The sequence below is a fragment of the Alkalihalobacillus phoenicis genome, from assembly GCF_047302405.1.
Classification (GTDB): domain Bacteria; phylum Bacillota; class Bacilli; order Bacillales; family Bacillaceae_D; genus Alkalihalobacillus.
This window is the reverse complement of sequence record NZ_CP154853.1, coordinates 3,442,345-3,468,454: the sequence shown is the minus strand read 5'-3', so window position 1 is coordinate 3,468,454 and position 26,110 is coordinate 3,442,345. Positions and strand designations below refer to the sequence as shown.

At 37.4% G+C, this 26,110-nt stretch carries 23 protein-coding genes; 20 read left to right on the top strand and 3 right to left on the bottom strand.

Annotation, left to right across the window (positions count from 1 at the left end; all coding sequences use genetic code 11):
- Position 1 precedes the first annotated feature (1 nt).
- From AA0017_RS16285 to AA0017_RS16230, 12 genes are all read left to right on the top strand, one after another.
- Positions 2-964 carry an ABC transporter permease gene (locus AA0017_RS16285; protein ID WP_413376145.1) on the top strand — a complete coding sequence of 321 codons (963 nt, stop codon included), beginning with the start codon at positions 2-4 and terminating at the stop codon, positions 962-964.
- A 490-nt stretch (positions 965-1,454) separates the two neighbouring features.
- Entirely contained in the window at positions 1,455-2,999 is a 1,545-nt protein-coding gene (gene putP / locus AA0017_RS16280; RefSeq protein ID WP_413376143.1) for a sodium/proline symporter PutP, read from the top strand.
- Between the two features lie 287 nt (positions 3,000-3,286).
- A complete protein-coding gene (gene gatC, locus AA0017_RS16275) occupies positions 3,287-3,577 on the top strand; it encodes an Asp-tRNA(Asn)/Glu-tRNA(Gln) amidotransferase subunit GatC (RefSeq protein ID WP_413376141.1) in 291 nt (96 codons plus the stop codon).
- Positions 3,578-3,594: 17 nt separating this feature from the next.
- Positions 3,595-5,052 carry an Asp-tRNA(Asn)/Glu-tRNA(Gln) amidotransferase subunit GatA gene (gene gatA, locus AA0017_RS16270; protein WP_413376139.1) on the top strand — a complete coding sequence of 486 codons (1,458 nt, stop codon included), beginning with the start codon at positions 3,595-3,597 and terminating at the stop codon, positions 5,050-5,052.
- A gap of 15 nt (positions 5,053-5,067) precedes the next feature.
- Entirely contained in the window at positions 5,068-6,498 is a 1,431-nt protein-coding gene (gatB, locus tag AA0017_RS16265) for an Asp-tRNA(Asn)/Glu-tRNA(Gln) amidotransferase subunit GatB (RefSeq protein ID WP_413376137.1), read from the top strand.
- A gap of 586 nt (positions 6,499-7,084) precedes the next feature.
- Positions 7,085-7,615 carry an RNA polymerase sigma factor gene (locus AA0017_RS16260; RefSeq protein WP_413376136.1) on the top strand — a complete coding sequence of 177 codons (531 nt, stop codon included), beginning with the start codon at positions 7,085-7,087 and terminating at the stop codon, positions 7,613-7,615.
- Positions 7,612-8,196 carry a hypothetical protein gene (locus AA0017_RS16255; RefSeq protein WP_413376134.1) on the top strand — a complete coding sequence of 195 codons (585 nt, stop codon included), beginning with the start codon at positions 7,612-7,614 and terminating at the stop codon, positions 8,194-8,196. The genes AA0017_RS16260 and AA0017_RS16255 overlap by 4 nt, the downstream gene beginning before the upstream one ends.
- A complete protein-coding gene (locus AA0017_RS16250; protein ID WP_413376132.1) occupies positions 8,189-9,274 on the top strand; it encodes a hypothetical protein in 1,086 nt (361 codons plus the stop codon). Before AA0017_RS16255 ends, AA0017_RS16250 begins: the two co-directional genes overlap by 8 nt.
- On the top strand, positions 9,271-10,140 hold the full coding sequence (locus AA0017_RS16245; protein ID WP_413376130.1) for a LiaF transmembrane domain-containing protein: 870 nt from the start codon (positions 9,271-9,273) through the stop codon (positions 10,138-10,140). The genes AA0017_RS16250 and AA0017_RS16245 overlap by 4 nt, the downstream gene beginning before the upstream one ends.
- Positions 10,141-10,540: 400 nt before the next feature.
- Positions 10,541-11,446 (top strand): diacylglycerol kinase, encoded by a 906-nt coding sequence (locus AA0017_RS16240; RefSeq protein ID WP_413376128.1) that lies wholly within the window; start codon positions 10,541-10,543, stop codon positions 11,444-11,446.
- Positions 11,447-11,581: 135 nt separating this feature from the next.
- Entirely contained in the window at positions 11,582-11,887 is a 306-nt protein-coding gene (locus tag AA0017_RS16235) for an ArsR/SmtB family transcription factor (protein WP_413376127.1), read from the top strand.
- A gap of 113 nt (positions 11,888-12,000) precedes the next feature.
- Positions 12,001-12,909 carry a cation diffusion facilitator family transporter gene (locus tag AA0017_RS16230; protein WP_413376125.1) on the top strand — a complete coding sequence of 303 codons (909 nt, stop codon included), beginning with the start codon at positions 12,001-12,003 and terminating at the stop codon, positions 12,907-12,909.
- Between the two features lie 202 nt (positions 12,910-13,111).
- Here the strand turns inward: AA0017_RS16230 and AA0017_RS16225 are convergent, their stop codons facing one another.
- Both AA0017_RS16225 and AA0017_RS16220 read right to left on the bottom strand, forming a co-directional pair.
- A complete protein-coding gene (locus AA0017_RS16225; RefSeq protein WP_413376123.1) occupies positions 13,112-14,029 on the bottom strand; it encodes a macrolide 2'-phosphotransferase in 918 nt (305 codons plus the stop codon).
- 13 nt (positions 14,030-14,042) lie between these two features.
- Positions 14,043-15,503 (bottom strand): Msr family ABC-F type ribosomal protection protein, encoded by a 1,461-nt coding sequence (locus AA0017_RS16220; RefSeq protein WP_413376121.1) that lies wholly within the window; start codon positions 15,501-15,503, stop codon positions 14,043-14,045.
- A gap of 865 nt (positions 15,504-16,368) precedes the next feature.
- On the opposite strand from AA0017_RS16220, the gene AA0017_RS16215 reads away from it, so the two are divergent.
- The 7 genes from AA0017_RS16215 (at position 16,369) to AA0017_RS16185 (ending at position 22,711) form a co-directional block, all read left to right on the top strand.
- The gene (locus AA0017_RS16215) at positions 16,369-16,878 is read left to right on the top strand and encodes a hypothetical protein (RefSeq protein ID WP_413376119.1); all 510 of its coding nucleotides are present in this window, start codon (positions 16,369-16,371) and stop codon (positions 16,876-16,878) included.
- A 77-nt stretch (positions 16,879-16,955) separates the two neighbouring features.
- The gene (gene rlmD / locus AA0017_RS16210) at positions 16,956-18,332 is read left to right on the top strand and encodes a 23S rRNA (uracil(1939)-C(5))-methyltransferase RlmD (protein WP_413376117.1); all 1,377 of its coding nucleotides are present in this window, start codon (positions 16,956-16,958) and stop codon (positions 18,330-18,332) included.
- Between the two features lie 255 nt (positions 18,333-18,587).
- Positions 18,588-19,031, top strand: a complete 444-nt coding sequence (locus tag AA0017_RS16205; protein ID WP_413376115.1) for a hypothetical protein — start codon at positions 18,588-18,590, stop codon at positions 19,029-19,031.
- A 268-nt stretch (positions 19,032-19,299) separates the two neighbouring features.
- A complete protein-coding gene (locus AA0017_RS16200) occupies positions 19,300-19,716 on the top strand; it encodes an HAD-IIIA family hydrolase (RefSeq protein WP_413376114.1) in 417 nt (138 codons plus the stop codon).
- A gap of 298 nt (positions 19,717-20,014) precedes the next feature.
- The gene (locus tag AA0017_RS16195) at positions 20,015-20,632 is read left to right on the top strand and encodes a hypothetical protein (protein ID WP_413376113.1); all 618 of its coding nucleotides are present in this window, start codon (positions 20,015-20,017) and stop codon (positions 20,630-20,632) included.
- 199 nt (positions 20,633-20,831) lie between these two features.
- Positions 20,832-21,281, top strand: a complete 450-nt coding sequence (locus AA0017_RS16190; protein ID WP_413376112.1) for a hypothetical protein — start codon at positions 20,832-20,834, stop codon at positions 21,279-21,281.
- A gap of 224 nt (positions 21,282-21,505) precedes the next feature.
- Positions 21,506-22,711, top strand: a complete 1,206-nt coding sequence (locus AA0017_RS16185) for an ABC transporter permease (protein WP_413382645.1) — start codon at positions 21,506-21,508, stop codon at positions 22,709-22,711.
- A 203-nt stretch (positions 22,712-22,914) separates the two neighbouring features.
- On the opposite strand, the gene AA0017_RS16180 is transcribed toward AA0017_RS16185, so the two are convergent.
- On the bottom strand, positions 22,915-23,526 hold the full coding sequence (locus AA0017_RS16180) for a TetR/AcrR family transcriptional regulator (protein ID WP_413376110.1): 612 nt from the start codon (positions 23,524-23,526) through the stop codon (positions 22,915-22,917).
- A gap of 108 nt (positions 23,527-23,634) precedes the next feature.
- Between AA0017_RS16180 and AA0017_RS16175 the strand changes: the two genes are divergently transcribed.
- Positions 23,635-25,902 carry an MMPL family transporter gene (locus tag AA0017_RS16175; protein ID WP_413376109.1) on the top strand — a complete coding sequence of 756 codons (2,268 nt, stop codon included), beginning with the start codon at positions 23,635-23,637 and terminating at the stop codon, positions 25,900-25,902.
- Positions 25,903-26,110 lie beyond the last annotated feature (208 nt).

Sequence of the window (26,110 nt, the reverse complement as noted above, 5' to 3'; positions counted from 1 at the left end):
GATGGATATTATGCAAGTTCTTGCACTTGTCATCCCAGCAGCTATTTATGCTGGAGTTCCTCTTATCTTAACAGCATTAGGTGGTTTATTTAGTGAAAGAGCCGGTGTTGTAAACATTGGTCTTGAAGGGTTAATGATTTCTGGAGCTTTTATCGGGATTGTGTCGACTCTATGGTTAGAGGGAGCTGGAGTTGGTGCGGCGTCCCCGTGGATTGCTCTTATCATCGCAGCCATTGTCGGATCAGTTTTTGCATTATTTCACGCAGTTGCATCTATTTCGTTCCGTGCCGATCAAATCGTTAGTGGTGTTGCGATTAACTTTTTAGCTCTAGGTCTTGCGATTTTCTTAACGCGTTTAATTTTTGGAAGAGGACAAACGGATTATATTCAAAATCGTATTTTTAGAACGAATGTGTCTGGATTAAGTGAGATTCCAATTATCGGACCATTGTTCTTCTCAAATGCCTATGTCACTTCTTATGTCGCTCTTGCTTTAGTTTTTGTCGTTTATTATATTATTTTTTATACGCCATTCGGTTTAAGGCTTCGTTCAGTCGGGGAGCATCCAATGGCAGCTGATACGATGGGCGTAAACGTTAATAAAATGCGTTATGTAGCAGTTATGTTAAGCGGAGCATTTGGAGCTCTTGGTGGAGCTGTATTTGCGGTAACTGTTTCTGGAAACTTCTCTGCGACAACGATTGTAGGACAAGGGTTTATGGCTTTGGCTGTCCTCATCTTTGGTCGTTGGAATCCACTCGGGGTTCTTGGAGCTGGACTATTCTTTGGACTTGCTCAAGCGTTGAGTACAACAGGTGCTCAGTTGCCATTTTTCTCAGAAATCCATCCCGTCTTTTTATTAATTGCACCATATGTGTTGACGATTATTGCGTTAACTGGTTTTGTCGGTAAAAATGCGGCACCAAAAGCAATCGGAAAACCATATATTAAAGGTTCAAGATAAAGTTTCATAAGTTTAAAATGAGTAACTCTCGTTTTTAGTTTAACTAAGAACGGGAGATTTTTTTTGCTTAAAGTAGTTGAAAAAGAGCTTCGAAATAGAATAAACTTGTTTTAATGGGATTTAAATACAGATAATTATGATAATTAATCTTCATTTATTTTTTTGAATATATATAACGAAAAATACATATATGGACAAAATAAGTCTATTGTTATGCATGATTATTCATTTTAAAGTTGTTTTTAAAATGATTACAATGTTCTGATTTTTGTGGTGTGTTATGATCGATTCTGTTGTTTTAACCATTTCTAAGAAGGGTGTTTAGCTTTCAAGGAATTTGGGTATGCATAGACGTTGTATAAAATCCTGTGAGGAGGTGTCTTGGTGGATTATACATTAACAACGGCGACATGGATTTTATTATTGGTTCCAATGCCATTATTAATTGTTTTATCCATTTTACAGTGGATCATAAAGAGAGGAGAATGACATGGGTAGCATTAGTCAAGCAACATTTATAACATTTATATTTTATATGATACTTTTATTAGCATTTGGTTTATATGCTTATTTTAAAACAAAGGACTTATCCGATTATGTATTAGGTGGTCGAAAACTTGGAGGGGCAACAGCTGCTTTAAGTGCAGGGGCTTCTGATATGAGTAGTTGGCTATTATTAGGTTTACCAGGGGCTATTTATGTTGGTGGTATGAATGAAATATGGATCGCAGTTGGTTTAGCTATTGGTGCGTATTTAAATTGGCAGTTTCTTGCGAAGAGATTACGTCTTTTTACAGAAAAAGCGAAGGATTCAATTACAATACCGGACTTCTTTGAAAATAGATTTGAAGATAGCTCCAAAGCGTTGAGAGTGATTTCCGCTATTGTCATCTTAGTATTCTTTACCTTTTATTCCTCATCAGGACTAGTAGCAGGGGCGTTATTATTCCAATCGTCATTTGGGATGGGGTATACGGAAGCATTATGGATTGGGGCTTTAGTAATTGTTTCCTACACATTTATCGGTGGATTTTTAGCAGTAAGTTGGTCGGATTTATTTCAAGGAACGTTAATGTTTTTAGCTTTAGTTATTGTTCCTGTTGTCGCTGTCACTGAAATTGGGGGCTGGAATGAAACGGTTCAAGCTATCGGTCAAATTGATACTGCCTATTTAGATGCGTTCCAAGGTGTTGGTTTTATCGCAATTATTTCTTTACTTGCTTGGGGGCTAGGTTATTTCGGACAGCCACATATTATTACTCGATTTATGGCGATTAAATCCACGAAAGAGCTTCCGAAAGCCCAAGCAATCGGGATGACTTGGATGATTTTATCATTGTTTGGTGCGGTCTTTACCGGACTAGCGGGTCTTGCTTATTTCTCAGAATTTGGTCCGGCCGGAACAGCTTTACCAGCAAATCAAGAAGAAACAGTGTTCATTTTATTCACACAATTATTAATGAATGAATGGGTAGCTGGGTTTTTAATTGCCGCGATTTTATCAGCGATTATGAGTACCATTGATTCACAGTTACTTGTATCATCTAGTGCTTTAGCTGAAGACTTTTATAAACCGTTTTTCAGAAAAAAGGCGTCGCCAAAAGAATTAATGTGGGTTGGACGTATAGGTGTATTATTAATTGCTTTTATTGCGATTCTCCTTGCTTACAATCCAGAGAGCTCTGTCCTTGAGCTTGTCAGTTATGCATGGGCAGGGTTTGGGTCAGCCTTTGGCCCGGTTTTATTATTAGCTCTTTTCTGGAGACGTATGACTCGTAACGGTGCGTTAACGGGAATGATTGTCGGTGGTTTAACGGTTATTATTTGGGCTGAACTTGAGCGAATTGTCGGTTGGTTTGGTGTATCTGCAGAGAGTTTTAATGAAATTGCTTTCTTTAGTTTATATGAAATCATTCCAGGCTTTATCTTAGCGGGATTAGCAGCGATTATCGTCAGCTTAACAGGAAAAGAACCATCCAAAGAAATCCAAGCTCAATTTGATGAAGTGAAGCAATTGAGTGATGAGTTGAAGTAAGATCTAGATAAAGAAAAGCAAAAAACCTCTTGGCTGTATTGGCTAGGAGGTTCTTTGCTTGCTTTTAGTTTGCCGGTGATGTTGTGTAAAAAGAGAAGAGAAACGCTGTCGAAAAGAATTTAGTCGTGCTTGTTGTGTAAAAGCGGCCGAGGAACGCCGCCAAAAAAGTAGATAAATCTCAGGGTATTTACCTTGTTCCTTACTTGGCTTTATTGCCTATCCTATCGGAATTTGGTATTATTAATCATATTGTCAAGATGCTCGAAAATGAAGGGGGGAAGCGAGTAATGTCTCAAATTTCAAAGGAGCAAGTGAAGCATGTTGCCAATTTGGCACGCCTTGCGATTACAGAAGAGGAAGCAGAAATGTTTACAGAGCAATTAGATAAAATTATATCTTTTGCTGAACAATTAAATGAATTAGACACAGAAGGTATTGAACCGACAACACATGTATTAAATATGACAAATGTTCTGCGCGAAGATAAGTCAGATGCGGGTTTACCAGTAGAAGAAGTATTAAAAAATGCACCGGATCATGAAGATGGACAAGTTCGTGTTCCATCTATTATAGATTAATAAGGAGGGTAGGCTTCATGTCATTATTTGACTTACCAATGTCGGAGCTCCATAGCAAGCTCCATAAAAAAGAATTGAAAGTATCGGATCTCGTTGATCAATCTTATAAACGAATTGCCGAAGTGGAAGACAAAGTAAAAGCGTTTGTCACACTTGATGAAGAAAAAGCACGTACATATGCCTCCCAGCTTGATGAAGCATTAGGAACGGACCGTTCATTTGGCACTTTATTTGGAATGCCAATTGGTGTAAAGGATAATATCGTGACAAAAAACTTGCGGACTACTTGTTCAAGTAAAATTCTTGAAAACTTTGATCCTATTTATGATGCAACGGTTGTGCAAAAGCTACAACAAGCTGAAGCTGTGACAATCGGTAAATTAAACATGGATGAATTTGCGATGGGTTCATCAACTGAAAATTCAGGTCTACAAGTGACGAGAAATCCTTGGAATCTTGATTATGTACCTGGTGGCTCAAGCGGTGGTTCGGCGGCTGCTGTTGCAGCGGGTGAAGTTCCCTTTTCATTAGGTTCGGATACAGGTGGTTCAATTCGTCAACCAGCGGCTTATTGTGGCGTCGTCGGCTTAAAACCTACATACGGTCGTGTATCGCGTTTCGGTTTAGTCGCATTTGCCTCATCTCTCGACCAAATTGGACCGATTACGCGCAATGTAGCGGATAATGCCTATCTCCTCCAATCAATTTCCGGACTTGACCCTATGGATTCAACATCAGCCAATGTCGAGGTTCCTGACTTTTCTTCTAAGTTAGAAGAAGGTGTGAAAGGTTTAAAGATTGCGGTTCCTAAAGAGTATTTAGCTGAAGGGGTCGACCCAGAAGTTAAACAGTCCGTACTTGATGCATTAAAAGTATTAGAGGCTGAAGGAGCCGTTTGGGAAGAGGTTTCATTACCACATTCTAAATACGCTCTTGCTACGTATTATTTAATTTCATCATCAGAAGCATCCGCTAACCTTTCACGTTTTGATGGAGTTCGTTACGGTTATCGTACGGATGATGCGGAGAACTTAATTGATATGTACAAGAAAACTCGTGCTGAAGGTTTTGGTGATGAGGTCAAACGTCGAATTATGCTTGGAACATTTGCCTTAAGCTCTGGTTATTATGATGCTTATTACAAAAAGGCTCAGAAAGTACGTACGTTAATTAAACAAGACTTTGAAAAGATTTTTGAAGACTATGATGTCATTGTTGGACCAACAACACCAACACCATCGTTTAGACTCGGCGAAAATACAAAAGATCCAATGACGATGTATGCGAATGATATTTTAACGATTCCAGTAAACTTAGCGGGTGTACCAGGAATTTCTGTACCATGTGGCTTTAAGGATGGACTTCCTTTAGGTTTACAAATTATCGGCAAACACTTTGACGAAGTAACGGTTTACCGTGTTGCTAATGCCTATGAAAAGGCAACAGACTATTATAAACAGAAGCCAGAATTGTAAGGGGGGGAATAAGCGATGAATTTTGAAACAGTAATCGGACTTGAGGTCCATGTTGAGTTAAAAACCGAGTCAAAAATCTTCTCTGCTAGCCCTAATCATTTTGGTTCTGAACCAAACGCAAACACGAGTGTAATTGATTTAGGCTATCCAGGTGTCCTGCCAGTTTTGAACGCAAAGGCCGTTGAGTTTGGGATGAAAGCAGCGATGGCTCTAAACTGCCAAGTAGCAACAGATACAAAATTTGACCGTAAGAACTACTTTTATCCAGATAACCCTAAGGCGTATCAAATTTCGCAGTTTGATAAACCAATCGGGGAGCATGGTTGGATTGAGATTGAAGTTGGCGGTAAGAAAAAGAGAATCGGTATTACACGCATTCATTTAGAAGAAGATGCAGGTAAATTAACGCACTCTGGTAATGGTTATTCACTTGTTGACTTTAACCGTCAAGGAACACCATTAGTTGAGATTGTTTCGGAGCCGGATATCCGTACTCCTGAAGAGGCATATGCTTATTTAGAAAAATTAAAAGCAATCATTCAATTCGCTGGTGTGTCCGATTGTAAAATGGAAGAGGGTTCTTTACGTTGTGATGCTAATATTTCTCTTCGCCCAGTCGGTCAAGAGCAGTTCGGTACAAAAGCAGAATTGAAAAACTTAAACTCGTTCAACTTTGTTCGTAAAGGGCTAGAGTATGAAGAAAAACGCCAAGAGCAAGTGCTGTTATCTGGTGGAATCATTGAGCAAGAAACACGTCGTTTTGATGAGGCAACAGGTAAGACACTTTTAATGCGTGTTAAAGAAGGTTCTGATGACTATCGTTATTTCCCAGAGCCAGATTTAGTCGCTCTCCATATTGATGAGGAGTGGAAGGAACGTGTCCGTGCGTCGCTCCCTGAATTGCCAGATGCTCGTAAAGCTCGTTATGTCGAAGAGTTAGGCTTACCAGCTTATGATGCGGTCGTTTTAACGCTAACAAAAGAAATGTCGGATTTCTTTGAAGAAACGGTTGCTAAAGGTGGAGACGCAAAGCTTGCATCAAACTGGTTAATGGGAGAAGTTTCAGGATACTTAAATGCTGAACAAAAGGAGCTTGCAGATGTTGCGTTAACTCCTGAAGGTTTAGCAAAAATGATTCAGTTAATCCAAAAAGGGACCATCTCGTCTAAAATTGCGAAAAAAGTGTTCAAGGATTTAATTGAAAAAGGTGGAGACCCAGAAGAAATCGTCAAAGAGAAAGGCCTCGTGCAAATCTCTGATGAAGGTGAGCTTCTGAAAATGGTAACCGAAGTCCTCGACAACAACCCACAATCTATCGAAGACTTCAAAAACGGAAAAGAACGTGCGGTTGGCTTCCTAGTCGGCCAAATTATGAAAGCTTCAAAAGGGAAAGCTAACCCGCCAATGGTCAATAAGTTATTACTAGAAGAAATAAATAAACGTTAAACATGAGAGGTTGGGGCCAAAACACCTCTTAAATAAAAAGCCGGTGACATTTTACTCGTAAAATGTCACCGGCTTTTATTATCTATATTGGAATGGAAGTGGAGGGCGATGAAGCCACTGAAAAAAGTCTTAAAGGGAATCAAAAGCCGTCAATGAAGCCCGAAGCCAGCAAATAAAAGTGTCAAAGGGAATCAAAAGCCGCCAATGAAGCCCGAAGCCAGCAAATAAAAGTGTCAAAGGGAATCAAAAGCAGTCAATGAAGCCCGAAGCCAGCGAATAAAAGCGTCAAAGGGAATCAAAAGCCGTCAATGAAGCCCGAAGCCAGCGAATAAAAGCGTCAAAGGGAATCAAAAGCCGCCAAAGAGCCCGAAGCCAGCAAATAAAAGCGTCAAAGGGAATCAAAAGCCGCCAAAGAACCCGAAGCCAGCGAATAAAACTTTCTATAGCTAGTTATGTCCCAGCCTCTTTTAAGCTTTCCGCGGCTTCCATCACAAAAAAATAAAAAATTTTATTCACAACTGTAGGGGAAACTGAGAAAATGAACGTCTAATAGGTAGACAGTGAGAAGGGGGGAGAGCGGCTCTATATGGATGAGTTAGTAAAAAGGGCTCAGCAGGGCGATGAGTGGGCGTTTCGACAAATTGTTGAAGAGCATCGAGCTCATGTGATTCGTGCGATTATGCCTGTAATTAAAAATGTTAAAGATGCCGAAGAGTTAGCTCAAGATGTTTTTGTCCGCGTGTTCTATGCTCTCCCCCAGTATGAGGCACGTGGATTTAAGACATGGGTTACGCGAATCGCTGTCAATATGGCTATCGATGAAAAAAGGAAACGAGCAAGGCGGAAAGAAGAGGCTCTCGGTGATTGGGAAGGCACGACAACAAGCAATGAAATCGAAGAGCAGTTGATTAAAAAAGAAACCAAACGAATCGTACTTGAAAAGATGGAGTCTGTTCCAGAAAATTACCGCAATGTATTAATTGCTTTTTACATAGAAGAAAAAAGCTATCAAGAAATTGCCAATGAGCAGAAGGTGGAAGTGAAAACGGTGGAAACGAAACTTTACCGAGCGAGGAAATGGGTTAAAGACAGATGGAAGGAGGATGAGTTTCGATGAGTCATAATCGATTTACAAAAGAAGATTGGATTCTGTATATAAATGGTGAGGTAACAAGAGCAATGGAAGAAACAATGGAGGAGCACCTCTATACGTGTGACGAATGTTTGGATGTTTATATGGTGGCATTAGAAAAGATTGACGTTGCTACAAGTGAGCCAGCGATATTTGTTGATGCTGTAATGGAAAAAGTCGAGCCGCTAGCAAAAGCTCAGCAGCATCTTCAGATAAAAGATATCACAATAGAGCAGAGCTCCAAAAATTATCAACGACATGAATTACCGAAAGTGGCGAATGGGGATAACCAATTCATTCATAGAAAATCAGCAAAAGCGAAACCGAAAAAGAAACAAACTCTCCTTCATTATGTGTTGGCGGCTTCGCTTACTTTTGTTTTGATGACTTCCGGTATATTTGAAGAGATTGCCTTTGGTTCCGACCATCTTGAGGGCATTCATGATGAGGCATCACCACGTAGCGATGAAGAGATACCTCTACCGGTTTCAGAGCGCGTATTAGATAAAATTACATTAGTATTTGATAAAATGACAAACGCAGAAAGGGGCGGTCATCATGAATAGAAATAATTTGGTAGCATTCTTTTTAGCCTTTATCCCAGGTGGGAGCTTCTTTTACTTAAGAAGACCTATTATGGCGTTAATATATGTAATACCGTTTACAATTCTTTTTTCATTTGGGATAATAATGGTTTTTGATCTTGGCTATATTGCAGGAGAAGCCCTAATTGCTTTCTTTTTAGCGATGTGTGTATGGTTCGTTCAATTTATTCATTCCGTTATTAATGTACTAAGGAATCAAAGTTATGAACCAACAGAAGGGGAGGTCCAACAAAAAACAGATGATAGTGAACGACTGTTTATTACGTTTATGTCACTCATTCCCGGACTTGGCCATATGCAGCTTGGTTTAATGAACCGCGGATTAACGTTAATGGTCGCCTTCTTTGGTTTAATCACAATGGTTATTTTTACAACGGTTCTTACCGGACAAGGTGTGTTTATTGTCTTCTTAGGATTGCTGCCAATTATTTGGATTTTTAACCTATTTGATGTCATTCAATTTGTGAATAAAAAGGGAAAAGGCGAAGAACTTGTGGACCGATCGATTTTAGAGGATATAGAAGCGAATAGAATTGGGAGAAAGAGTAAACCAATTGCGATGTTATTTGCGATTTTTCCAGGGGCTGGTCATTTATATTTAGGTCTGCAACGACGTGGATTACAGCTTATGGCTCTGTTTTTAGTCGGCTTATTTTTAATGGATTTATTACGTTTGACGATGTTTCTGTTCTTAATTCCAATTATTTGGTTTTATAGCTTTTTTGATGCCTTACAAAAGGTGGCTCAATACGATGAAAATTTAAAGGATGTACCGATTTTTACAGCCTTTCAAAATTACCAAAAGTGGATTGGGATTGGGGCCATTTTACTTGGTGGTTATTATTTATTTGATCAAGTACTAATTCATGCATTAGCTCCAACATTTGAACAATATTTTGGAATGGATTTACGTTTTTGGTTTTATAACTATTTTCAAACATTTATCGTCTGCACGTTATTAATTGCAGCCGGAGTATATTTGCTTTCTGGTTCAAAAAAACAAGAGAAAAAGGATATGGAAGGGGAGTCTGAGGCTTGAAAACTTGGAGAGTTGGCTCATTTTCAATGGGCATTACATTAATATTACTTGGAGTCGTTTTAGTAGCATCAAACTGGCTCAATGTGAGTATGTATGAATTATTTATGTCATGGTGGCCGTTTTTACTAATCATTGTGGGGACGGAAATGCTCGTCTATTTGAAAAAAAGAGATGATGAGGATGCACGGATTAAATATGATTTCCTTAGCATTTTCTTCGTTGGAATTATCGGAACGATTGCGTTAAGCTTTATGTTTTTATCGGTGTCAGGTCTGATGGAGGAATTCCGTTATTCAATTGGTCATAAAACAGAAACGACTCAAAATTTACCTTCATACTCTGAGGAAGTGGCCGGGAGGTACGAGCGAGTCGTTGTTGAAGCCGATGGCCAGGATTTAAATATCGAAGCGTCAGAGCATGATGCTGTAGAGGTGTTCGGAACTTATCAGAGCATTAATGAAGAGACGGTTGTGGCCAAAATCGAGGATTATTTACAAACGCATATTAAAGGAGGCACGCTTTACATATCACTAAAGGCGTTACCGACTGTGAAAGGTTTATACAATTATCAACCAGAAGTACGACCGACCCTGTTAATTCCGAATGAATTGGAATTAGAAGTCCGTGGTCAAAATTACAACGGAAAAATCAATTTGTATGCAAGTGATTTATCCGCTGATTGGACGATTCAGTATGAAGGACTTATTGAGACATATGTAAGTGAACAAAGCGACGTGCTTTTAGAGGGCGATCAGCTCTTCGTCGACAACGCTGGCTTGGAAGAAACAACCTACAAAATTGGAGAAGGCCAAAATCGTATCAGTTTCACCGCTGGCAGCTCGATTATGGTCTATACACAGCCATAATAGGCCAAACACGTCCATTCATCTAATCTTGCTCTAGGTTTAACTTGAATACTAGCCGGTTTATCCCCTTAGTTTTTCGGCTCTTTATTTGAGCGGCATTTGACATGGTGTTGTGCCTGTACTGCTTACTGTAATCGTTAAAGATGACGGGCTGAGAATAATCAACAATCATGACAATTTATCGAATCTATTGTGCGAAATTTGTTGTTTGGGTCCATTTTGATGTAAAATAGTCTTTAATGTATTAATTACAATATGTGGAACATAGAAACTTGGCTTCTGGTCAGGTCTTCCAAGCATGGGAAAATGACGATGCATGAAAAGCATAAAACGATGAATCGACTCATACAATGACAACACATTTAGACTTGTACTGTTAAGAGAAAATAGGGGGATATTTATGAAGCGAGCACGTCTGATCTATAATCCAACTTCAGGTCGTGAACAAATCCGAAAAAGTTTAGCCTATGTCTTGGAGCGTTTAGAAACCGCGGGCTATGAAACATCGGCACATGCGACAACAGGAGAAGGCTGTGCGAAACGAGCAGCAGAGAAAGCAGCAAAAAATGGATATGACCTTGTGATCGCAGCTGGCGGTGACGGTACCATTTTTGAAGTAATCAATGGTTTGGCTCATTTAAAGGAAAGGCCGATGATCGGGTTAATCCCTGCCGGAACAACAAATGATTTTGCAAGAGCTTTAGGTATTCCAAAAGATATTGAAAAGGCATGTGATGTCTTGTGCGGCGATCATATTGAACCAATTGATATTGGGAAAGTGAATGATAAATATTTTATTAATATTGCCGCAGCAGGAGCTTTGACGGAATTAACGTATGAAGTTCCAAGTAAGATGAAAACAATGGTTGGACAATTGGCTTATTATATAAAAGGTTTGGAAATGCTACCGCAAATCAAACCAACATTTGTACGAATTGAGTATGATGGTAAGCTTTTTGAAGGCGATATCATGATGTTTCTTGTTTCTAATACGAACTCGGTTGGAGGCTTTGAAAAACTGGCTCCAGATGCATCTCTACAAGACGGAATGTTTGACTTTATTATTGTTAAAAAAACAAGCTTTCCAGAATTTTTAACGTTGGCGGGATTAGCATTAAGAGGAGAACATCTCAATCATTCAAAAGTACTGTATGTACAGGCAAACCGTATCAAGGTTTTTGTTGAAGATGAGGATATGAAATTGAATTTAGACGGAGAACATGGCGGAAAGCTACCCGCTGAATTCGTCAACCTGTATCAGCACTTTCAAATGCTCACACCAAAGGAACGGAAAAATAAGCAATAAACAGACAACAAGCATCCCAAGCGCTCAGACTTATAGGGATGCTTGTTTGATTAATTGCTAGCCGTAATAATGTTTATTTTCAACATTAAAACATGTTAATATGAACATATAATCAGCATTTAAGGGGCGTAACTAATGACAAATCAATATAATGATCTAGATAAAGAAACGTTGTTTATCGTATCGCAAACTTTTAAGGCTCTTGGTGATCCGACACGAATAAGAATTTTACATCTTCTAGCGGAAAAGGAATGTTCGGTAGGGGAGATTGTGGAGCAGTTAGCCTTAGGACAATCAACGGTTTCCCATCAATTACGTTTTTTGAAAAATTTACGACTTGTGAAATCACGTAGAGTAGGAACATCTATGTTTTATTCTCCGGAAGATGAACATGTTTTGGAAATCCTTGTGAAAACGATTCAACATTCCATTCATGATTAAGGGTGTTTTAGAGCTTTAGTCGATTTTTAAGACTATAAATTTAGAGGAAAGTATGTTATTATCAATATATGAATACATGTTCATATATTGATAATAGGTAGAGGAGTGATAAAATGGGTCACCATCACGGGCATCATCATGCGACAGGTCAGGAAAATAAGAAAAATTTAGTTATCGCGATGATCATTATTGGAAGTTGGATGTTTATTCAATTTCTTGGAGGGCTTTGGACAGGGAGTTTAGCTCTTTTAGCTGATGCGGTTCATATGTTTAATGATTTCTCGAACTTGTTCATCAGTTTATTAGCGATTATTTTAGCTGCCAAAGCGGCAACTCATAAACGCACTTTCGGTAATCATCGCTATGAAGTGTTATCATCTTTGTTTAATAGTGTAGCATTGTTAGTCATTGCTGCATTTGTGATTCGTGAAGCGATTGGTCGACTAATGTCACCTCAAGAAGTCATGGGGGGAGCGATGATGCTAATAGCTTTCATCGGTCTTTTAGCTAATATTGGAGCTATGTTTGCTCTCATGCGAGGAGATGTGAAGGATAATCTTAATATGCGCGGTGCCTACTTGCATGTCCTTAGTGATACATTAGGATCGGTCGCTGCGATAATTGCTGGGATTATTATTTATTTTACTAGTTGGTATATGGCCGACCCTATTTTAAGTATAATCATTGCTTTAATGATTGCTTTTTCAGGCTTCCGCTTGTTGAAGGATACGGTTCATGTACTGTTAGAGGGCACTCCTGCTAGTATTAATGTTGTAGAGGTTGAGAATGATTTACTGGCAATTGAAGGGGTTACAAATGTACATGATCTTCATATTTGGACGATAACATCAGGCATTAACAGTTTGACAGCACACCTCGTTATTGACCCTTCTTATTCAGAAGAACATCATGAAATTTTGTTACAAGCGAATCACTATATTAGAGAAAAGCTTCATATTGAGCATAGTACGATTCAAATAGAAAAAGAAGATTTGAGAGAATGGGAGCACCCTAGCATATAAAAGCAGGGAGCATTTACCTGAGGGGCTGGGCTTATCTAGGTTCAGGATTCAATCTCAAAAGAAATAAATTTAAGGTAGCCTTTTTCTGGCTGGCATCACAGAATTTAATTATTGAAAGTAACACCAAATAATAGAAAAAAACCGAAACATTCACTGAAGAAGTTTCGGTTTTTCATTTCGATAAGTCTATCTTTTGAACAGTTTACTTCGACTCTGCTGTACCTAGAGCTTCGAGTGCCATTTGTTTGTATTCGTCTAATCCGGAACTAATCGCGAATTCGGCCACGTCAATTGGGTATGTGGAATGCAATTCAATAATATGCTCTTTCATTTTCGGCCATGTATAGCCACCGGTTTGCTCGTAATAATAGAGTAGCTTATCAAGAGCTTCTTCACCAAAGACCATATAATGTGGTAAAAAGTCCTTCGAAATATCGGCAACTTGTGCTTCGGTCCAATCGATCATACCGGTAATCGCTCCTTCTTCGTTAATGAGCATATGGCCAACATGGTCATCACCATGAAGCATTCCTGTTTGCTTTGGCCACATTTCATCGTTAGCTAGCCACCTTTGCCAACGAGACCAAAGTTCCTTACTGATTGGGAATTCTTCTTTCACTTTTAGCATTCGTTCTTGTATTGTTGCTCGAATTTGTTCAGGTGATTGAACGATAATCTCACTTGGAAGTTCCGTCTCGCTTAAAGGTAATTTATGCAACTCAGCTAGACAATTTGCTAAAGACTGATGGTAACTTTCAGGGACATTGTTTTCATCCAGTTCATAAACATAAGCTTTCTTCTCCATATCGATCGTGGCTGCTGGAACACCAGATAATTGCTTATAAGCGATCAATTCTGGCGTGTGAACTTCCCAAATTGGGACTTCAAAGGAAACGTGGTGGGCGATATAATCTAGCGCGATTTTTTCTGATTTTGTTTTCGGAAAGACGTCTTCTCGACGGGGAATCCGAAGTAGCCACTTTTCGCCTGTGATGGATTCCGCTAAGGTGACCTGAAAATCTAGACCAGATTCGTTTATCTTAATCGTTTCTTCTTTTAATTCAATGCCATTTTGTTTAGCTCTTTTTATTATTTCATGTACTGGAATCGTATTTGTCATTTTAAAACACCTCTTATAGTAAGTTTAAATTTTGATTTTCAATTTTATATTGTTGATTGGCGACTTGCTTGACGAATGTACGGTCATGGGAAACGAGTAAAACGGTACCCGCGTATCCATTAATAAATGCTTCTAAAGCGTTCAGACAATCGACATCGAGAAAATTTGTTGGCTCATCCAAGACGAGCACATTGTATCGGCCGAGGAAGAGCTGGCACAAAATAAGGCGAATACGCTCACCACCACTTAAGCTACGAACATCTTTTTTAATATCATTACCTGAAAAATTCATCGAATGCAAGGCAGCCCGAATCACTTTTTCCTCATGAACACTGCGTTCCTCGATATAGGAATAGACAGTTTCTTCTTTTTGAAAATGATAGCTCAGCTGGGCGTAATATCCGAATTCGACCTTTGGTGATATTGTCAGCCCTTCACCGCTTTGCAAAATATGACGCAGGAGCGTTGACTTACCTGAACCGTTATCACCTGTAATCGCGATTGTTTGGCTAAGTGGAAACTGGAAGCTGACGTCATCAAGTAATGTTTTCCCTTCAATCTTAAGTGTTAGACGATCAGCCATCACTGGAAATTTATTGTGAAGTTGCAAGGATGCTGGTTGTGGGAACGATATCGATCGTTCTCGTTCAGGTGCTTCAACGACCTCGAGCTGTTCGACCCTTTGCTCCAAAGCCTTTGCTGCTTTATGAATCGCCTTTTGACTCGTATCTTTTGATTTGGTCATAAACATTAAGTTCGCTTTTGCTTTTGTTTCTTTTTGAGACGTTTTTTTGCTTGCTTGTGTGACTTTTTGAGCCTTTTTCATTTTCTCTTCAGCCGCTTTTAATAAACGATTTTTATCCTTTACATATTTCTCGTGTTGCTCCTGCTGCTGTTCTTTTTCCAGCTTCTTTTGTTCGATATAATCTGAGTAATTCCCTGTATACTCGGTTACCTCTCCATCCTTCACTTCCCAAATTTTATTAACCAGCTCATCTAACATATATCGGTCATGACTGACGAGTAGGAGAGAGCCGTAATAATATTTGAGCTCTTCTATTAAAAATTGGTGCCCGCTCTGGTCCAAGTGGGTCGTTGGTTCATCTAACAATAACCCTTCATAATAAGTGGAAAATAATTGGGCCAGCTTTAAGCGAGTTTGTTCGCCACCACTTAGGTGATCATGTGCCGTTTCGGGAATCGCCAATCGTCCGAGCATTTGGTAATCAACTGTACCGACTGTTGGTGGTTCAGTCTGCTCAAAATAACCAAAGTCGACTTGATGATTGACCGTCCCTTTATTTGGTTGTAATTCTCCTTTGATGAGTTTGAGTAATGTACTTTTTCCACTACCGTTTTGACCCACAATGCCAATCCGGTCAAATTGATAAACCGATAGTTTTGGAATATCGAGAATCACTTTATCTAAAAAAGAGATTTCTATATTCGATAGTTCTAATGTTAATGTTTCCATCATAATCCCTCCCCGTTTTTTTGCATGAAAAAAATCACAAGCATCTGCCTGTGATCGGGAGTAAACGGGTACACCTTTCCGAATTCATATACACCAAAATGCCACCTATAATCGGTCATTTTTTGGGTTACATGAAAGAGACCTACTTTTCTTGAAGCAAAAAGTAGAACCATTTTTAAACATAAAAAAAGAAAGGCAGAACGAGTCGCCTTTCTACAAATAAGCATACATCGATGATGCTTAAAATTGAAGATTATTAAAAAAGGACAGACTGCTCCCGTTTACTCTGCTTACACAAACAGAGCCTTTGATCGTATTAAATTACGAATTCAAAGTTGGGAAACGCAATCTCATTGAATACATTTTTAATAATCCTCCTCCGATTTAAGATAAAACTATTGTAAAACGGCTAAATGAATAAGTCAATGGTTGAGATAAGGAGGTTACTGAAAAACGTTACTCGTTAATATATGGTTGCATTAGTTAGTATACTCCGCGAGCTGCATGCCCTACGAGTTTTGCTGGTGAGTCGGGATCCTCCTCGCTTTGGAGGAGGCCACTGAAAAACGATCTACTTGTTAAAATATAGTTACATTAGTTAGTATACTCCGCGAGCTACATGCCCTACGCGTTCCGCGGGTGAATCGGGATCCTCCTCACTTCGCTTGAGGGGTCTCCCGTCCTTCACTAATCCCGCAGGAGTCTCCAGGCATTCCGCTCGCTCCGTTTTGGATAATGAAAAAATAGTTTGAAGCCATGGCCGACTATCTTACTGAGAAATGAAGAGAGTGAGCTAGACGGTATTCGAAACTTTTTCTTTAGTTGTTGCGTAAAATAAGAAAAGCTAGTAGGTGAGGTGGTTTTTATGGAACATATTGTTTATTTTCGAGAGAACTTTTTTTCAAGTGGTTTAACCGATATTATGGATAGCAATGAGCAAAAAATTGGTTCTCTTGATTTAAAATCTGCATTTTCAACAAAGGTTTCGATATTAGATGAAAACAATATCGAAATGATGCGTGGTTTTTTTCGTGGCTTTTCAGGTAAATGGCGTATGCTTGATTATAAAGAGCGAGAATTAGGGTATGTTCAACAACAAATTTGGTCTTGGAACAAGAAGTTTTATTACATCAAGCCAGATGAGACACGTTATTTGATTCAGGCCCCAGCGTTTTCACATTCTTATCAAATTTTAAATGAAGTGGAGGAAGTCGTCGGAGAGTTTGAGCGGATTAGCTCGTTTTTTTCAGCTCCTGCTTTTAAATTAACGAATCGTTCCACAGAGCTATCAACGGAGGAATTAATTTTAGCGATTATTGGTGTTAATTCGATTCAGCGCAGAAATAATGCGGCGGCAAATAGTGGCGGTGCTTAAAGGTTGTAGGCATTTCCTAATGAGGAACAAAATATGCTACAATCACATATAGCATATAAAAAAGGACGGCAAAAATAATGAAACAAAAAGGATTACCTGTACAAAAAAATGATATCGTTGAACTTCAAATAGAAGACTTAACCCATGAAGGGGCAGGCGTAGCAAAAATTGATGGCTACGCCTTATTTATCCCTGAAGCGATTCCAGGGGAAAAGGTCAAAGCAAAAGTACTGAAAACGAATAAAGGTTACGGTTTTGCGAAACTTTTAAAGATTATCAAAGCAAGCCCAAACCGTGTGGAACCACCCTGTCCAATCTTTCACCAATGTGGTGGCTGTCAAATCCAGCATTTAAGTTATGAGGCTCAATTGAAGATGAAACAGAAACAAGTGCAGGACGTGCTTGAGCGAATTGGTGGAATTAAGGATGTTCCTGTCCATCCAACTCTCGGAATGGACGAGCCTTGGCAATATCGCAATAAATCACAAGTGCCATTTGGTGAAAAAGATGGGGAGCTCATCGCTGGCTTTTACCAACAACGCAGTCATCACATCATCGATATGGACAGCTGTATCATTCAACAAAAAGAAAATGATATTGCTGTCCAATCGGTTAAAGAAATTGCCTCTCGTTACGGGATTCGAGCATATGATGAAGAAAAACACCGTGGCACTTTACGCCATGTCGTCGTTCGCCAGGGTAAAAAGACAGGTGAACTGATGATTGTCCTCGTCACAAGAGGGAAAGAATTACCGAATAAAAAGAACATTATCGACGACATCTGTGAAGCTTTACCAGACGTGACATCAATCGTGCAAAACATCAACCCAAAACGGACAAACGTCATTTTCGGTGACGAAACAAATGTGCTTTGGGGTGAAGAATATATCCATGATTATATCGGCGAAATCCGTTTTGCGATTTCGGCTCGTTCTTTCTATCAAGTGAATCCTGATCAGACGAAGGTTTTGTATGACAAAGCCTTAGAATATGCCGATATCAAAGGGCATGAAACGGTGATTGACGCTTATTGTGGAATTGGTACGATCTCGCTATTTTTAGCACAAAAAGCGAAACGAGTCCTTGGAGTTGAAATCGTACCCGAAGCCATTAGCGACGCCAAACAAAACGCCCGAATCAATGGATTTGATAATGTCGATTTTGCCGTTGGAGAAGCTGAAAAAGTGATACCATGGTGGTATGCCCAAGGTGTAAGACCAGATGTCATCGTCGTCGACCCACCACGTAAAGGCTGTGATGACAAGTTATTAGAAACGATTTTAGCAATGAAACCAGAGCGAGTTGTTTATGTTTCCTGTAACCCAGCTACCCTTGCAAGGGATTTAAAAGTGTTAGAAGAGGGTGGTTATAAGACGAAGGAAGTACAGCCGGTGGATATGTTTCCGCAGAGTACGCATGTGGAGTGTTGTTCACTGTTAATTAGGAAGGACTAAGAATAACCTGATTTTGGCTCTGATTCTAAAGAGAACTATTGATTTAACAAAGAGAATAAATGAGGAAACCGATAAGTAATTATTGGCAACTTATCCTCACCTACCTCAATTCGGTTGATAAATTGGGGTAGGTTTTTCTTTGTTAACTGGTGGTCTTGAAAGAATCTCTATGGTCGTATAAATAACATTTGTAGAAGAAGTATAGCAGGAATCACTCTGGACAAAATATAGTTAAATTATATTAGGAGATGTAGTATGAAGAAAAAAATTAGCTTCATTTTGTTTAGTGCAGTAGTTATAACTTTACTAGTAACGGGTCTGTCTACTGTGTCAGCCGAAGAGAATACCTGTCACAATGAAATTAATAAAGACAGTATTGAATGGGTTGCTTCATTAAAAGAACCTATCACAAGAGAAGAAAAGTTGGAAAGTGCATTAACATTGGAGTTACAAAGAAGAACCCTGCTCACTTTGGAAGAGAGATATATAGAGGGTGGAAAAGAAAATGTTTATTCTTTTGAGCCTTTTCAGGTAAGTGATATTAGGCAAGATGATGGAGGGTTTATTGAAATAGATGTCGTTGCTTCGTTTCAAAAGTTAATAAATAATGAACCTGATAAAAATATAAGGAGTTTTCAAATTACTTTTAAACATGACTATAATTGTGGGTTTTTGGCCATAAAAAGTAAAGAGCTATGACAAGGATTCACTTTATAAAAGGACATTTCTAGATTAAATGGAAATGTCTTTTTAATGTTTTTAAGTGAATGAGCATAGAGAATTTCAAGACATTAAAATCGTGAAAAATGGGAGGCTTATAATTTCAGAAGAAGCAGTTTTGTTTAATAGTAAAATTAGAATTAAGGGTTATTATCAATTATTATAAAGGAATTCATAGGTGAAGCATTGAAACCATTATAATAAATTAATATTTAATTCAATATTCTAATAAAATGGGGGGATGGTTTTGATTGACAATTTACAAGCCGTGTTTATTGATAGAGATGGAACTATTGGTGGTAATGGTCATTTCGTTCATCCAAAAGATTTTTCTCCTTATTCTTTTTCAAAGGAAGCACTAAAAAAGCTAAAAGATAATGACATAAAGATATTTGCTTTTACGAACCAACATCGTATTAGTAAGGGAGATGCCACAGTAGAAGATTTTAGGAATGAATTTAATGAATTGGGGTTTGATGATTCATTTATATGTCCTCATAGTCCAACAGATAGGTGTACTTGCCATAAGCCTGGAATCGGATTGCTTTTAGAGGCTGAGCAGAAACACAGATTAGATTTGTCTAAAACCGTTGTTATAGGCGATGTGGGCTCTACTGATATGTTAGCGGCTCATAAAGTTGGTGCATATAAGAGGTTCTCGTGAGCACATGTCCTATAGCTATATCGTATCACCACCTCTCCAAATAAAGAGTTCTGACATTAAACTTACCTTTCATGAATTCAAGTCATCATATAAACAAGAACCAACAGGTATGGAATTTTCAATCGTTATTAATTAGCTACTTTTATCTGTTGATACAAGGTTAATTTTTAATTATACCAGCTACGTCTGTTAGAATTTTTGGAAAGATAGAACCACCTTCTAGGAGGAGAAAACCTAGGTATTAATTTTGACCTAACAGATTCAGAAGAGTTGAAGAAGGTTATTTTAGGGGGAGAAAATGAGCAAATTTAGAGGAATAATCTTAGAAGGTTATTCAAATGCTGGAAAAACATCTGTCTTAAAATCATTGAAACAACTTCAAGCATGTGATGATGTCGAAAGAAGTGTCATCGTTCTCAGTGAGCATTATTCGCAAATATTATACAAAGTAAATGGTGAACTGAAGTGGTTGAGCCGTGAAGAACACTTACAACTTTTAAAAGAGAGAGTTATGATGTTGAGAAAGTTAAATAATTGGGCAAGAGAAATTGGACAATCATCCGAACGTTCCAAAGGTTTATTCTTTATATTGGAAAGATTTCATTTAAATCATCGAGTGGCATTCTCGCATTCTATATCAGATGAAATCAAACAATTAGAAGCTGAACTGTTTGAAATGGGAGCCCGATGTACCTTGCTAACTATATCTCCAAATAATCTAGAGCAAAGAATAAGTAGTAGAAACCCCAATGAATGGATAGGAAAAACTGAAAAAGAAATGAAAAAGGCTTGTGATTTATTATTATCACAACAACAAGAGTATAGAAATCAAGCTGAAAATTCAATCATTCCTACAATTGAAATAAATACTGATCATAAAGATTGGGAGTCTTATGCAAAACAGATTTACTCCTAAATTCTTTAGGTTTAAAAGGGTTAATTAAAAGCTCCAGTCAGTGAATAGGAAAAACAATTAAGAGGTTACTAGAAATTGAAACGACTTTAATGAAAATCTCTCAACGTCAGAAAGAAATAGTTGAGATGAGGGTTAATGGAGAGATTACCAATGCGGAATTTCACGAACACTATTATAATTATTTTAAGGAGTGAAGTTTTTGAAAAAATTAATTTTAATTTCTTCAATTTTAATTGGTTTGTTAATAAGCATAATGTTGTTTCGATTTATTAGTACAACTTCATTTGGAGAAATGTTAGAAGAAGACATTAGCGGAACGGATGAAATCACTCATATTAATATATACTCTCGAGTAGAAGATGAGCCTTTATGGTTACAGATTGATGATCCTGAAATGATTAATACTTTAATCGAAGAACAATCAATCATTTCGATAAGAAATCAATATAAAAGAATCCATAAAACGTTAGATTATAGCATGACTATACATACAAGGTTTAATAGTTATTTCTTTGATTTCGATGATGAATATTTTAGTGGAAGGCGTTCTGATTATAAAATTATTAATGGTAGTTTTATCGAACCTATTCTTCAATTAGATGGTGACTTAGAATGGCTAACAGGTGATGAATTTTTAAACATAGATTAATTTGTAATTCAAGCAAGAGATGGCTAACTAAAAATAGCTGTTCTCTTTCTTGAAAGGCAATTTTTACGTCCCATTAGAAGACGGTTTTAAAAAAAGCAATCAAAACAAATTTATTTAGAGGAAGCGCGAAAACCGCCCTATGCTTCGAAATGTTGTAGACATGGGAACGCAAAGGGTTGTTTGTGGTATCTTTATGTAAAAAGGAAAATGGACATTATAAAGGTATGGGTGTATTAATGGATATAAAAACATTATGGGGTTTAAGGGCTCAGGAATTTTATAGAAAGATGTTCAGATACTATTCAATCATTGGTGCGAATGTTGTTTATTTTTTTCTGATTATTAGTAGTATTTTCATTTACTATTTTCATTTATTCCTTCAGTGGATACCTCCCCAAATATCTGTTGAAGTAATCTTATCCCTATTTGTAACTTACATTTTAAAACGGACAAAAGTACGGACTTTTGTTAAAAGGGCAGATATACACTTTTTGTTGCCATTAGAATGGCGGTTAAAGCCTTATTTTATTAAATCACTGCTATATAGTTTTGTTATTGATGTTATTAAATTGGTAAGTTTCATAATGGTTTTTTTATCCCTATTTTTGCACACAACGAATATAAATCTTCTCTTTCTTTTTTTGGTAGTGGGGATTGTTGCTTATAACATTTTAATGAAGTGGATTGAACAATGGTTAGAGAAGCATGGACAACTTGTGCTACATAGGTTGAATAGGTTTTTTTTAATATATTTAATGTGTTATTTTTTGTTTAAAAATGACTGGATTTATGTACTTCTATTAATGAGTATAAATTTTGTCTATTTAATTTACTTTATAAGGAAAAAAAGAAATTTGAATTGGCAGTGGCAAATAGATGAAGAAGAAAGTGCCTTATTAAGAAATTTTAAATTTATTAACTTTTTTATAGATGTCCCTAATCTTAAACGTTCTTTTCGGCGTAGACGATTGCTCACAATGATTTTGAAGAGGTGTATCCCATATAGTCAGAGTAGTACATTCTTATATTTATACTTACACTTGTTTGTAAGATACAATGATTACTTTTACCTTTATTTAAGACTGACTGTCATTGGCTTATTTGCTAATTATGCTATGCCGGCAAGTGGCTGGGTCTTTAATCTCCTCATTTTATTTATGACGGGATTTCAAGTAATTCCTTTACAACATGAAATGAAAGAAAGTGTATTACTTTATCCTATTTCAAAATCTCAGATAAAAGATTCTTTCTTAAAGTTTGTCTTGATCATACTATATGTACAATTTTTTATTCTATCTTTCGCAATGTTCATGCATACTTCTACTGCTAACTTATTCAATCTTGTCATTGGAAGTTTATTTGTTTATGTATTTGTCTATTTTTTTGTATCAAAGAGAGTCAATGTCTTAGGAAGTATCTTTAAAGAATAGCGTGGGATTCAACTACCGGGGGCATTAGCACAACTAGAAGACAGTCACTTCTTGAATGGAAGTGGCTGTTTTTGATTTTTGTATTGATTAAGGATGTCTTAAGACTAGTTAGGAACCAACATTTCTCCAACTTAAAAAAATTCTATTTATACTCCAAATTGGTATAATTTGGATGTTCCAAGAATAATCTGTTCAGCGTTCTATTATTTACTTTCTGCAATCCCATACCAAAACAAGTCCAAAATTTCATTTATTAATTGATCCAACTGTTGTTCTGTTTCAAAGTTTTTACCTGCAGTGAGCAAAGCTACAAATGAAACAGCCTGAAGACGGGCATTACTCTTTGGAATTATTCCTTTATTCATCTCGTTCTGTAGTGCTTTTTCTAATGATGAATACATTTCATCTTCTGACGTTTTCATTAGAAGCAATTGTTCAGGCGTCAATGAGATTTTTGCTTCTTTCATGAAGGAATTGATATCAATATCCACTGTTGCCTCAATATGTGCTTTTGCAAGCTTAAACATACGTAATCGTAATGGTTCCTCTGCTGATAAAATACGAACAATTTGTTGTTTGATGCGTACCATCAACTGAACCATCGCATCAGTAAATAAATCATTTTTTGTTTTATAGTAATAATAGATAGTTGCTTTTGTCACATTGCAATGTTTTGCTACATCATCCATTGAAACAAAGGTATAACCCTTATCAAGAAATAGATCAGTTGCTAAGAATAAAATTTTATCTTTTGTAGATAATCCATTAGATGTTCTTTTTGGTCTTCCTAAAGGTTTTCGTGATTGATTTCCCATAATTTTTTCACCCTACTATATAAATTCAATTTATTATAACATAATTTGAACTTGATTAATTAACCGACCAGTATATATAATTAAGTGGGATAAAAAGGAGTTGGTTTTATGTTTAAGAAATTAGGAAGTCTTGTGGCGAGCCCAAAAACTCGTTGGTTGACCATCTTCGTCTGGATTCTTATGATTGGATTATTTTCAATCATATGGCCACAAGTGAATGATAAAGAAACGACAGATAATCAGTTACTACCAGATAATACGATGTCAGTTGAAGGAAATAAAATATTGAATGAAGAGTTTTCAGATGATATTGGAGTTCCTTTATTATTAGTTTGGCACCGGGCTGAAGGGTTACAGTTAAAAGATGTGGAAATGATTCAACAACTGTATACATTGCTTGATGAAAAGCCGATTAATGAGCAAAGTTTCATTCCACCATTTGGGGAAATGCCCGCAGAGGCCTTATTAGGTAGTGTTTCTGAAGATAAAAAAGCACTTATTACACCTATTTTCTTCAATGATGAAGCCTCAACAAAACAATTACAAACTGGATTAGACGAGTTAGAGCACTTAATTCGTGCAGATATTGGTGTCGAAGTATTAGATACAACACTTGCCTCAGATGATTTAAAAGTTCGCTTTTCGGGTCCTGTAGGTATTCAAACAGATACCGTTTCATTATTTAGTAATGCAGACATTACGTTACTGATTGCAACCGTGCTCATCGTCTTTGTTTTACTTATTGTCTTATATCGTTCACCCATTTTAGCACTTGTTCCGCTTGTTGCCGTGGGAATTGCGTATGGATTAATAAGTCCATTGCTTGGATTTCTAGCAGACAAAGGTTGGATTGTTGTGGATGGGCAAGCGATATCTATTATGACCGTCTTATTATTCGGTGCGGGAACAGATTATTGCTTATTTTTAATCTCTCGCTATCGTGATGAATTAAAACAGCATGAAGATAAGTATATGGCTTTAAAGAAAGCATTAACTGGTACTGGTGGCGCCATTATGATGAGTTCGGTGACCACTGTCATTGGTATGCTTGCATTAGGTTTAGCATATTATGAATCTTATGATCGTTTTGCTGTCCCATTTAGCTTGTCTATTTTTATTATGGGAATTGCAGCATTAACATTATTGCCAGCCATTTTAGCTCTATTAGGTCGAATTGCCTTTATTCCATTTATCCCTCGTACAGAAGATATGATCGTTGAACGTGAGAAGAAAAAGGACAAAAAATTACGTCGACCGAAACCAAGTCATCGTTTCGGAAGGAAAATTGGCAAACTAGTTACAGGAAAACCGTGGACCATTATAATTGTCGCCACCATTTTATTAATGGCACTTGCAGCGTTTGTTCCTAAAATGCAATTTACATATGGTTTACTTGATTCATTCCCAGAAGATATGCCGTCAAGAGAAGGGTTTACGCTAATTGCAGAGCATTATCCACCTGGAGAAATTGCTCCAGTTCAATTAATTGTCGATACGAAAGGGAAGGAAATTTCATTAGATGATACGTTAAAAAATCATCCGCTAGTTGAAACTGTAGAAGAAGTAAAAGCAGGAAAGAACAAAACAGATTATCAGCTCTGGGAATTTACTCTAAACATTAATCCTTATTCAACAGAAGCTGTAGAAAGCATGGCTGATTTCAAACAACTAACGAGCCATGTTTTGAAGGAAGTAGAAATATCAGTAGATGAACAATCTATGTGGTTAGCTGGTGAAACGGCTACATTGTATGATACAGATCAGATTACAAACCGAGATCAAAGTATCATCATTCCTGTTCTTTTAATCATGATGGCTGTCTTATTATGTGTTTATTTTAAATCAATTGTTGCAAGCATCTATTTACTTGCAACCGTAGTGTTATCCTATTTCTCAGCGTTAGGATTAGGTTGGATTGTGCTCCATTATGGTTTTGGAGTGCAAGAAATTCAAGGGTTGATTCCACTTTATGTTTTTGTCTTTTCAGTCGTACTAGGAGCGGATTACAATATCTTTTTAGTATCAATCATCTGGCAAAAACGAAAAGTTATGCCATTAAAACAAGCGATTGCTAACAGTGTTGCAGAAACAGGAAGCGTGATTAGCTCAGCGGGACTAATCTTAGCTGGTACATTCTCTGTATTGGCTGTGATGCCCTTACAAGTGCTGGTTCACTTTGGTGCTATTACGGCATTGGGAATTTTGCTAGACACGTTTATTGTTAGACCATTACTAGTACCGGCCATTACAACTGTCTTAGGACGCTATGCATTTTGGCCAGGTAAGTACTGGAAGGCGGATGAAGAGAAAAGTTTTGATGAGCATTTGAAAATAAATGAGAGTTCAAAGGAAAGTGAAGTTTCTAAGAATGTATGATTTATTTAGAATAATATAAAATAATTTCCTGTTTAAAATTTCCATAAATGTTGACATTTTATTTTTTGTGTAATAAATTATGCTTAAGTTAATCTATTAGTGTGTTGGAGAAAGAGGACTTACACGATTACCCACCAGATTTAGGGGGGATTGGGTAGGTCTTTTTTTATGGAAGTTATTTTGTGAAAAAATAGCAAAAGGAGTAGTG

Bases quoted from the DNA above. Each gene is read 5' to 3' on its own strand.
- AA0017_RS16255 (WP_413376134.1), top strand. From the start codon at position 7,612: ATGAGTCATAATCGATTTACAAAAGAAGATTGGATTCTGTATATAAAT.
- AA0017_RS16180 (WP_413376110.1), bottom strand. From the start codon at position 23,526: ATGGGAAATCAATCACGAAAACCTTTAGGAAGACCAAAAAGAACATCT.
- AA0017_RS16205 (WP_413376115.1), top strand. From the start codon at position 18,588: ATGAAGAAAAAAATTAGCTTCATTTTGTTTAGTGCAGTAGTTATAACT.
- rlmD (WP_413376117.1), top strand. From the start codon at position 16,956: ATGAAACAAAAAGGATTACCTGTACAAAAAAATGATATCGTTGAACTT.
- AA0017_RS16260 (WP_413376136.1), top strand. From the start codon at position 7,085: ATGGATGAGTTAGTAAAAAGGGCTCAGCAGGGCGATGAGTGGGCGTTT.
- AA0017_RS16195 (WP_413376113.1), top strand. From the start codon at position 20,015: ATGAGCAAATTTAGAGGAATAATCTTAGAAGGTTATTCAAATGCTGGA.
- AA0017_RS16225 (WP_413376123.1), bottom strand. From the start codon at position 14,029: ATGACAAATACGATTCCAGTACATGAAATAATAAAAAGAGCTAAACAA.
- AA0017_RS16235 (WP_413376127.1), top strand. From the start codon at position 11,582: ATGACAAATCAATATAATGATCTAGATAAAGAAACGTTGTTTATCGTA.
- AA0017_RS16175 (WP_413376109.1), top strand. From the start codon at position 23,635: ATGTTTAAGAAATTAGGAAGTCTTGTGGCGAGCCCAAAAACTCGTTGG.
- putP (WP_413376143.1), top strand. From the start codon at position 1,455: ATGGGTAGCATTAGTCAAGCAACATTTATAACATTTATATTTTATATG.
- AA0017_RS16285 (WP_413376145.1), top strand. From the start codon at position 2: ATGGATATTATGCAAGTTCTTGCACTTGTCATCCCAGCAGCTATTTAT.
- gatC (WP_413376141.1), top strand. From the start codon at position 3,287: ATGTCTCAAATTTCAAAGGAGCAAGTGAAGCATGTTGCCAATTTGGCA.
- AA0017_RS16240 (WP_413376128.1), top strand. From the start codon at position 10,541: ATGAAGCGAGCACGTCTGATCTATAATCCAACTTCAGGTCGTGAACAA.
- AA0017_RS16185 (WP_413382645.1), top strand. From the start codon at position 21,506: ATGGGTGTATTAATGGATATAAAAACATTATGGGGTTTAAGGGCTCAG.
- AA0017_RS16250 (WP_413376132.1), top strand. From the start codon at position 8,189: ATGAATAGAAATAATTTGGTAGCATTCTTTTTAGCCTTTATCCCAGGT.
- AA0017_RS16215 (WP_413376119.1), top strand. From the start codon at position 16,369: ATGGAACATATTGTTTATTTTCGAGAGAACTTTTTTTCAAGTGGTTTA.
- AA0017_RS16220 (WP_413376121.1), bottom strand. From the start codon at position 15,503: ATGGAAACATTAACATTAGAACTATCGAATATAGAAATCTCTTTTTTA.
- AA0017_RS16230 (WP_413376125.1), top strand. From the start codon at position 12,001: ATGGGTCACCATCACGGGCATCATCATGCGACAGGTCAGGAAAATAAG.
- gatB (WP_413376137.1), top strand. From the start codon at position 5,068: ATGAATTTTGAAACAGTAATCGGACTTGAGGTCCATGTTGAGTTAAAA.
- gatA (WP_413376139.1), top strand. From the start codon at position 3,595: ATGTCATTATTTGACTTACCAATGTCGGAGCTCCATAGCAAGCTCCAT.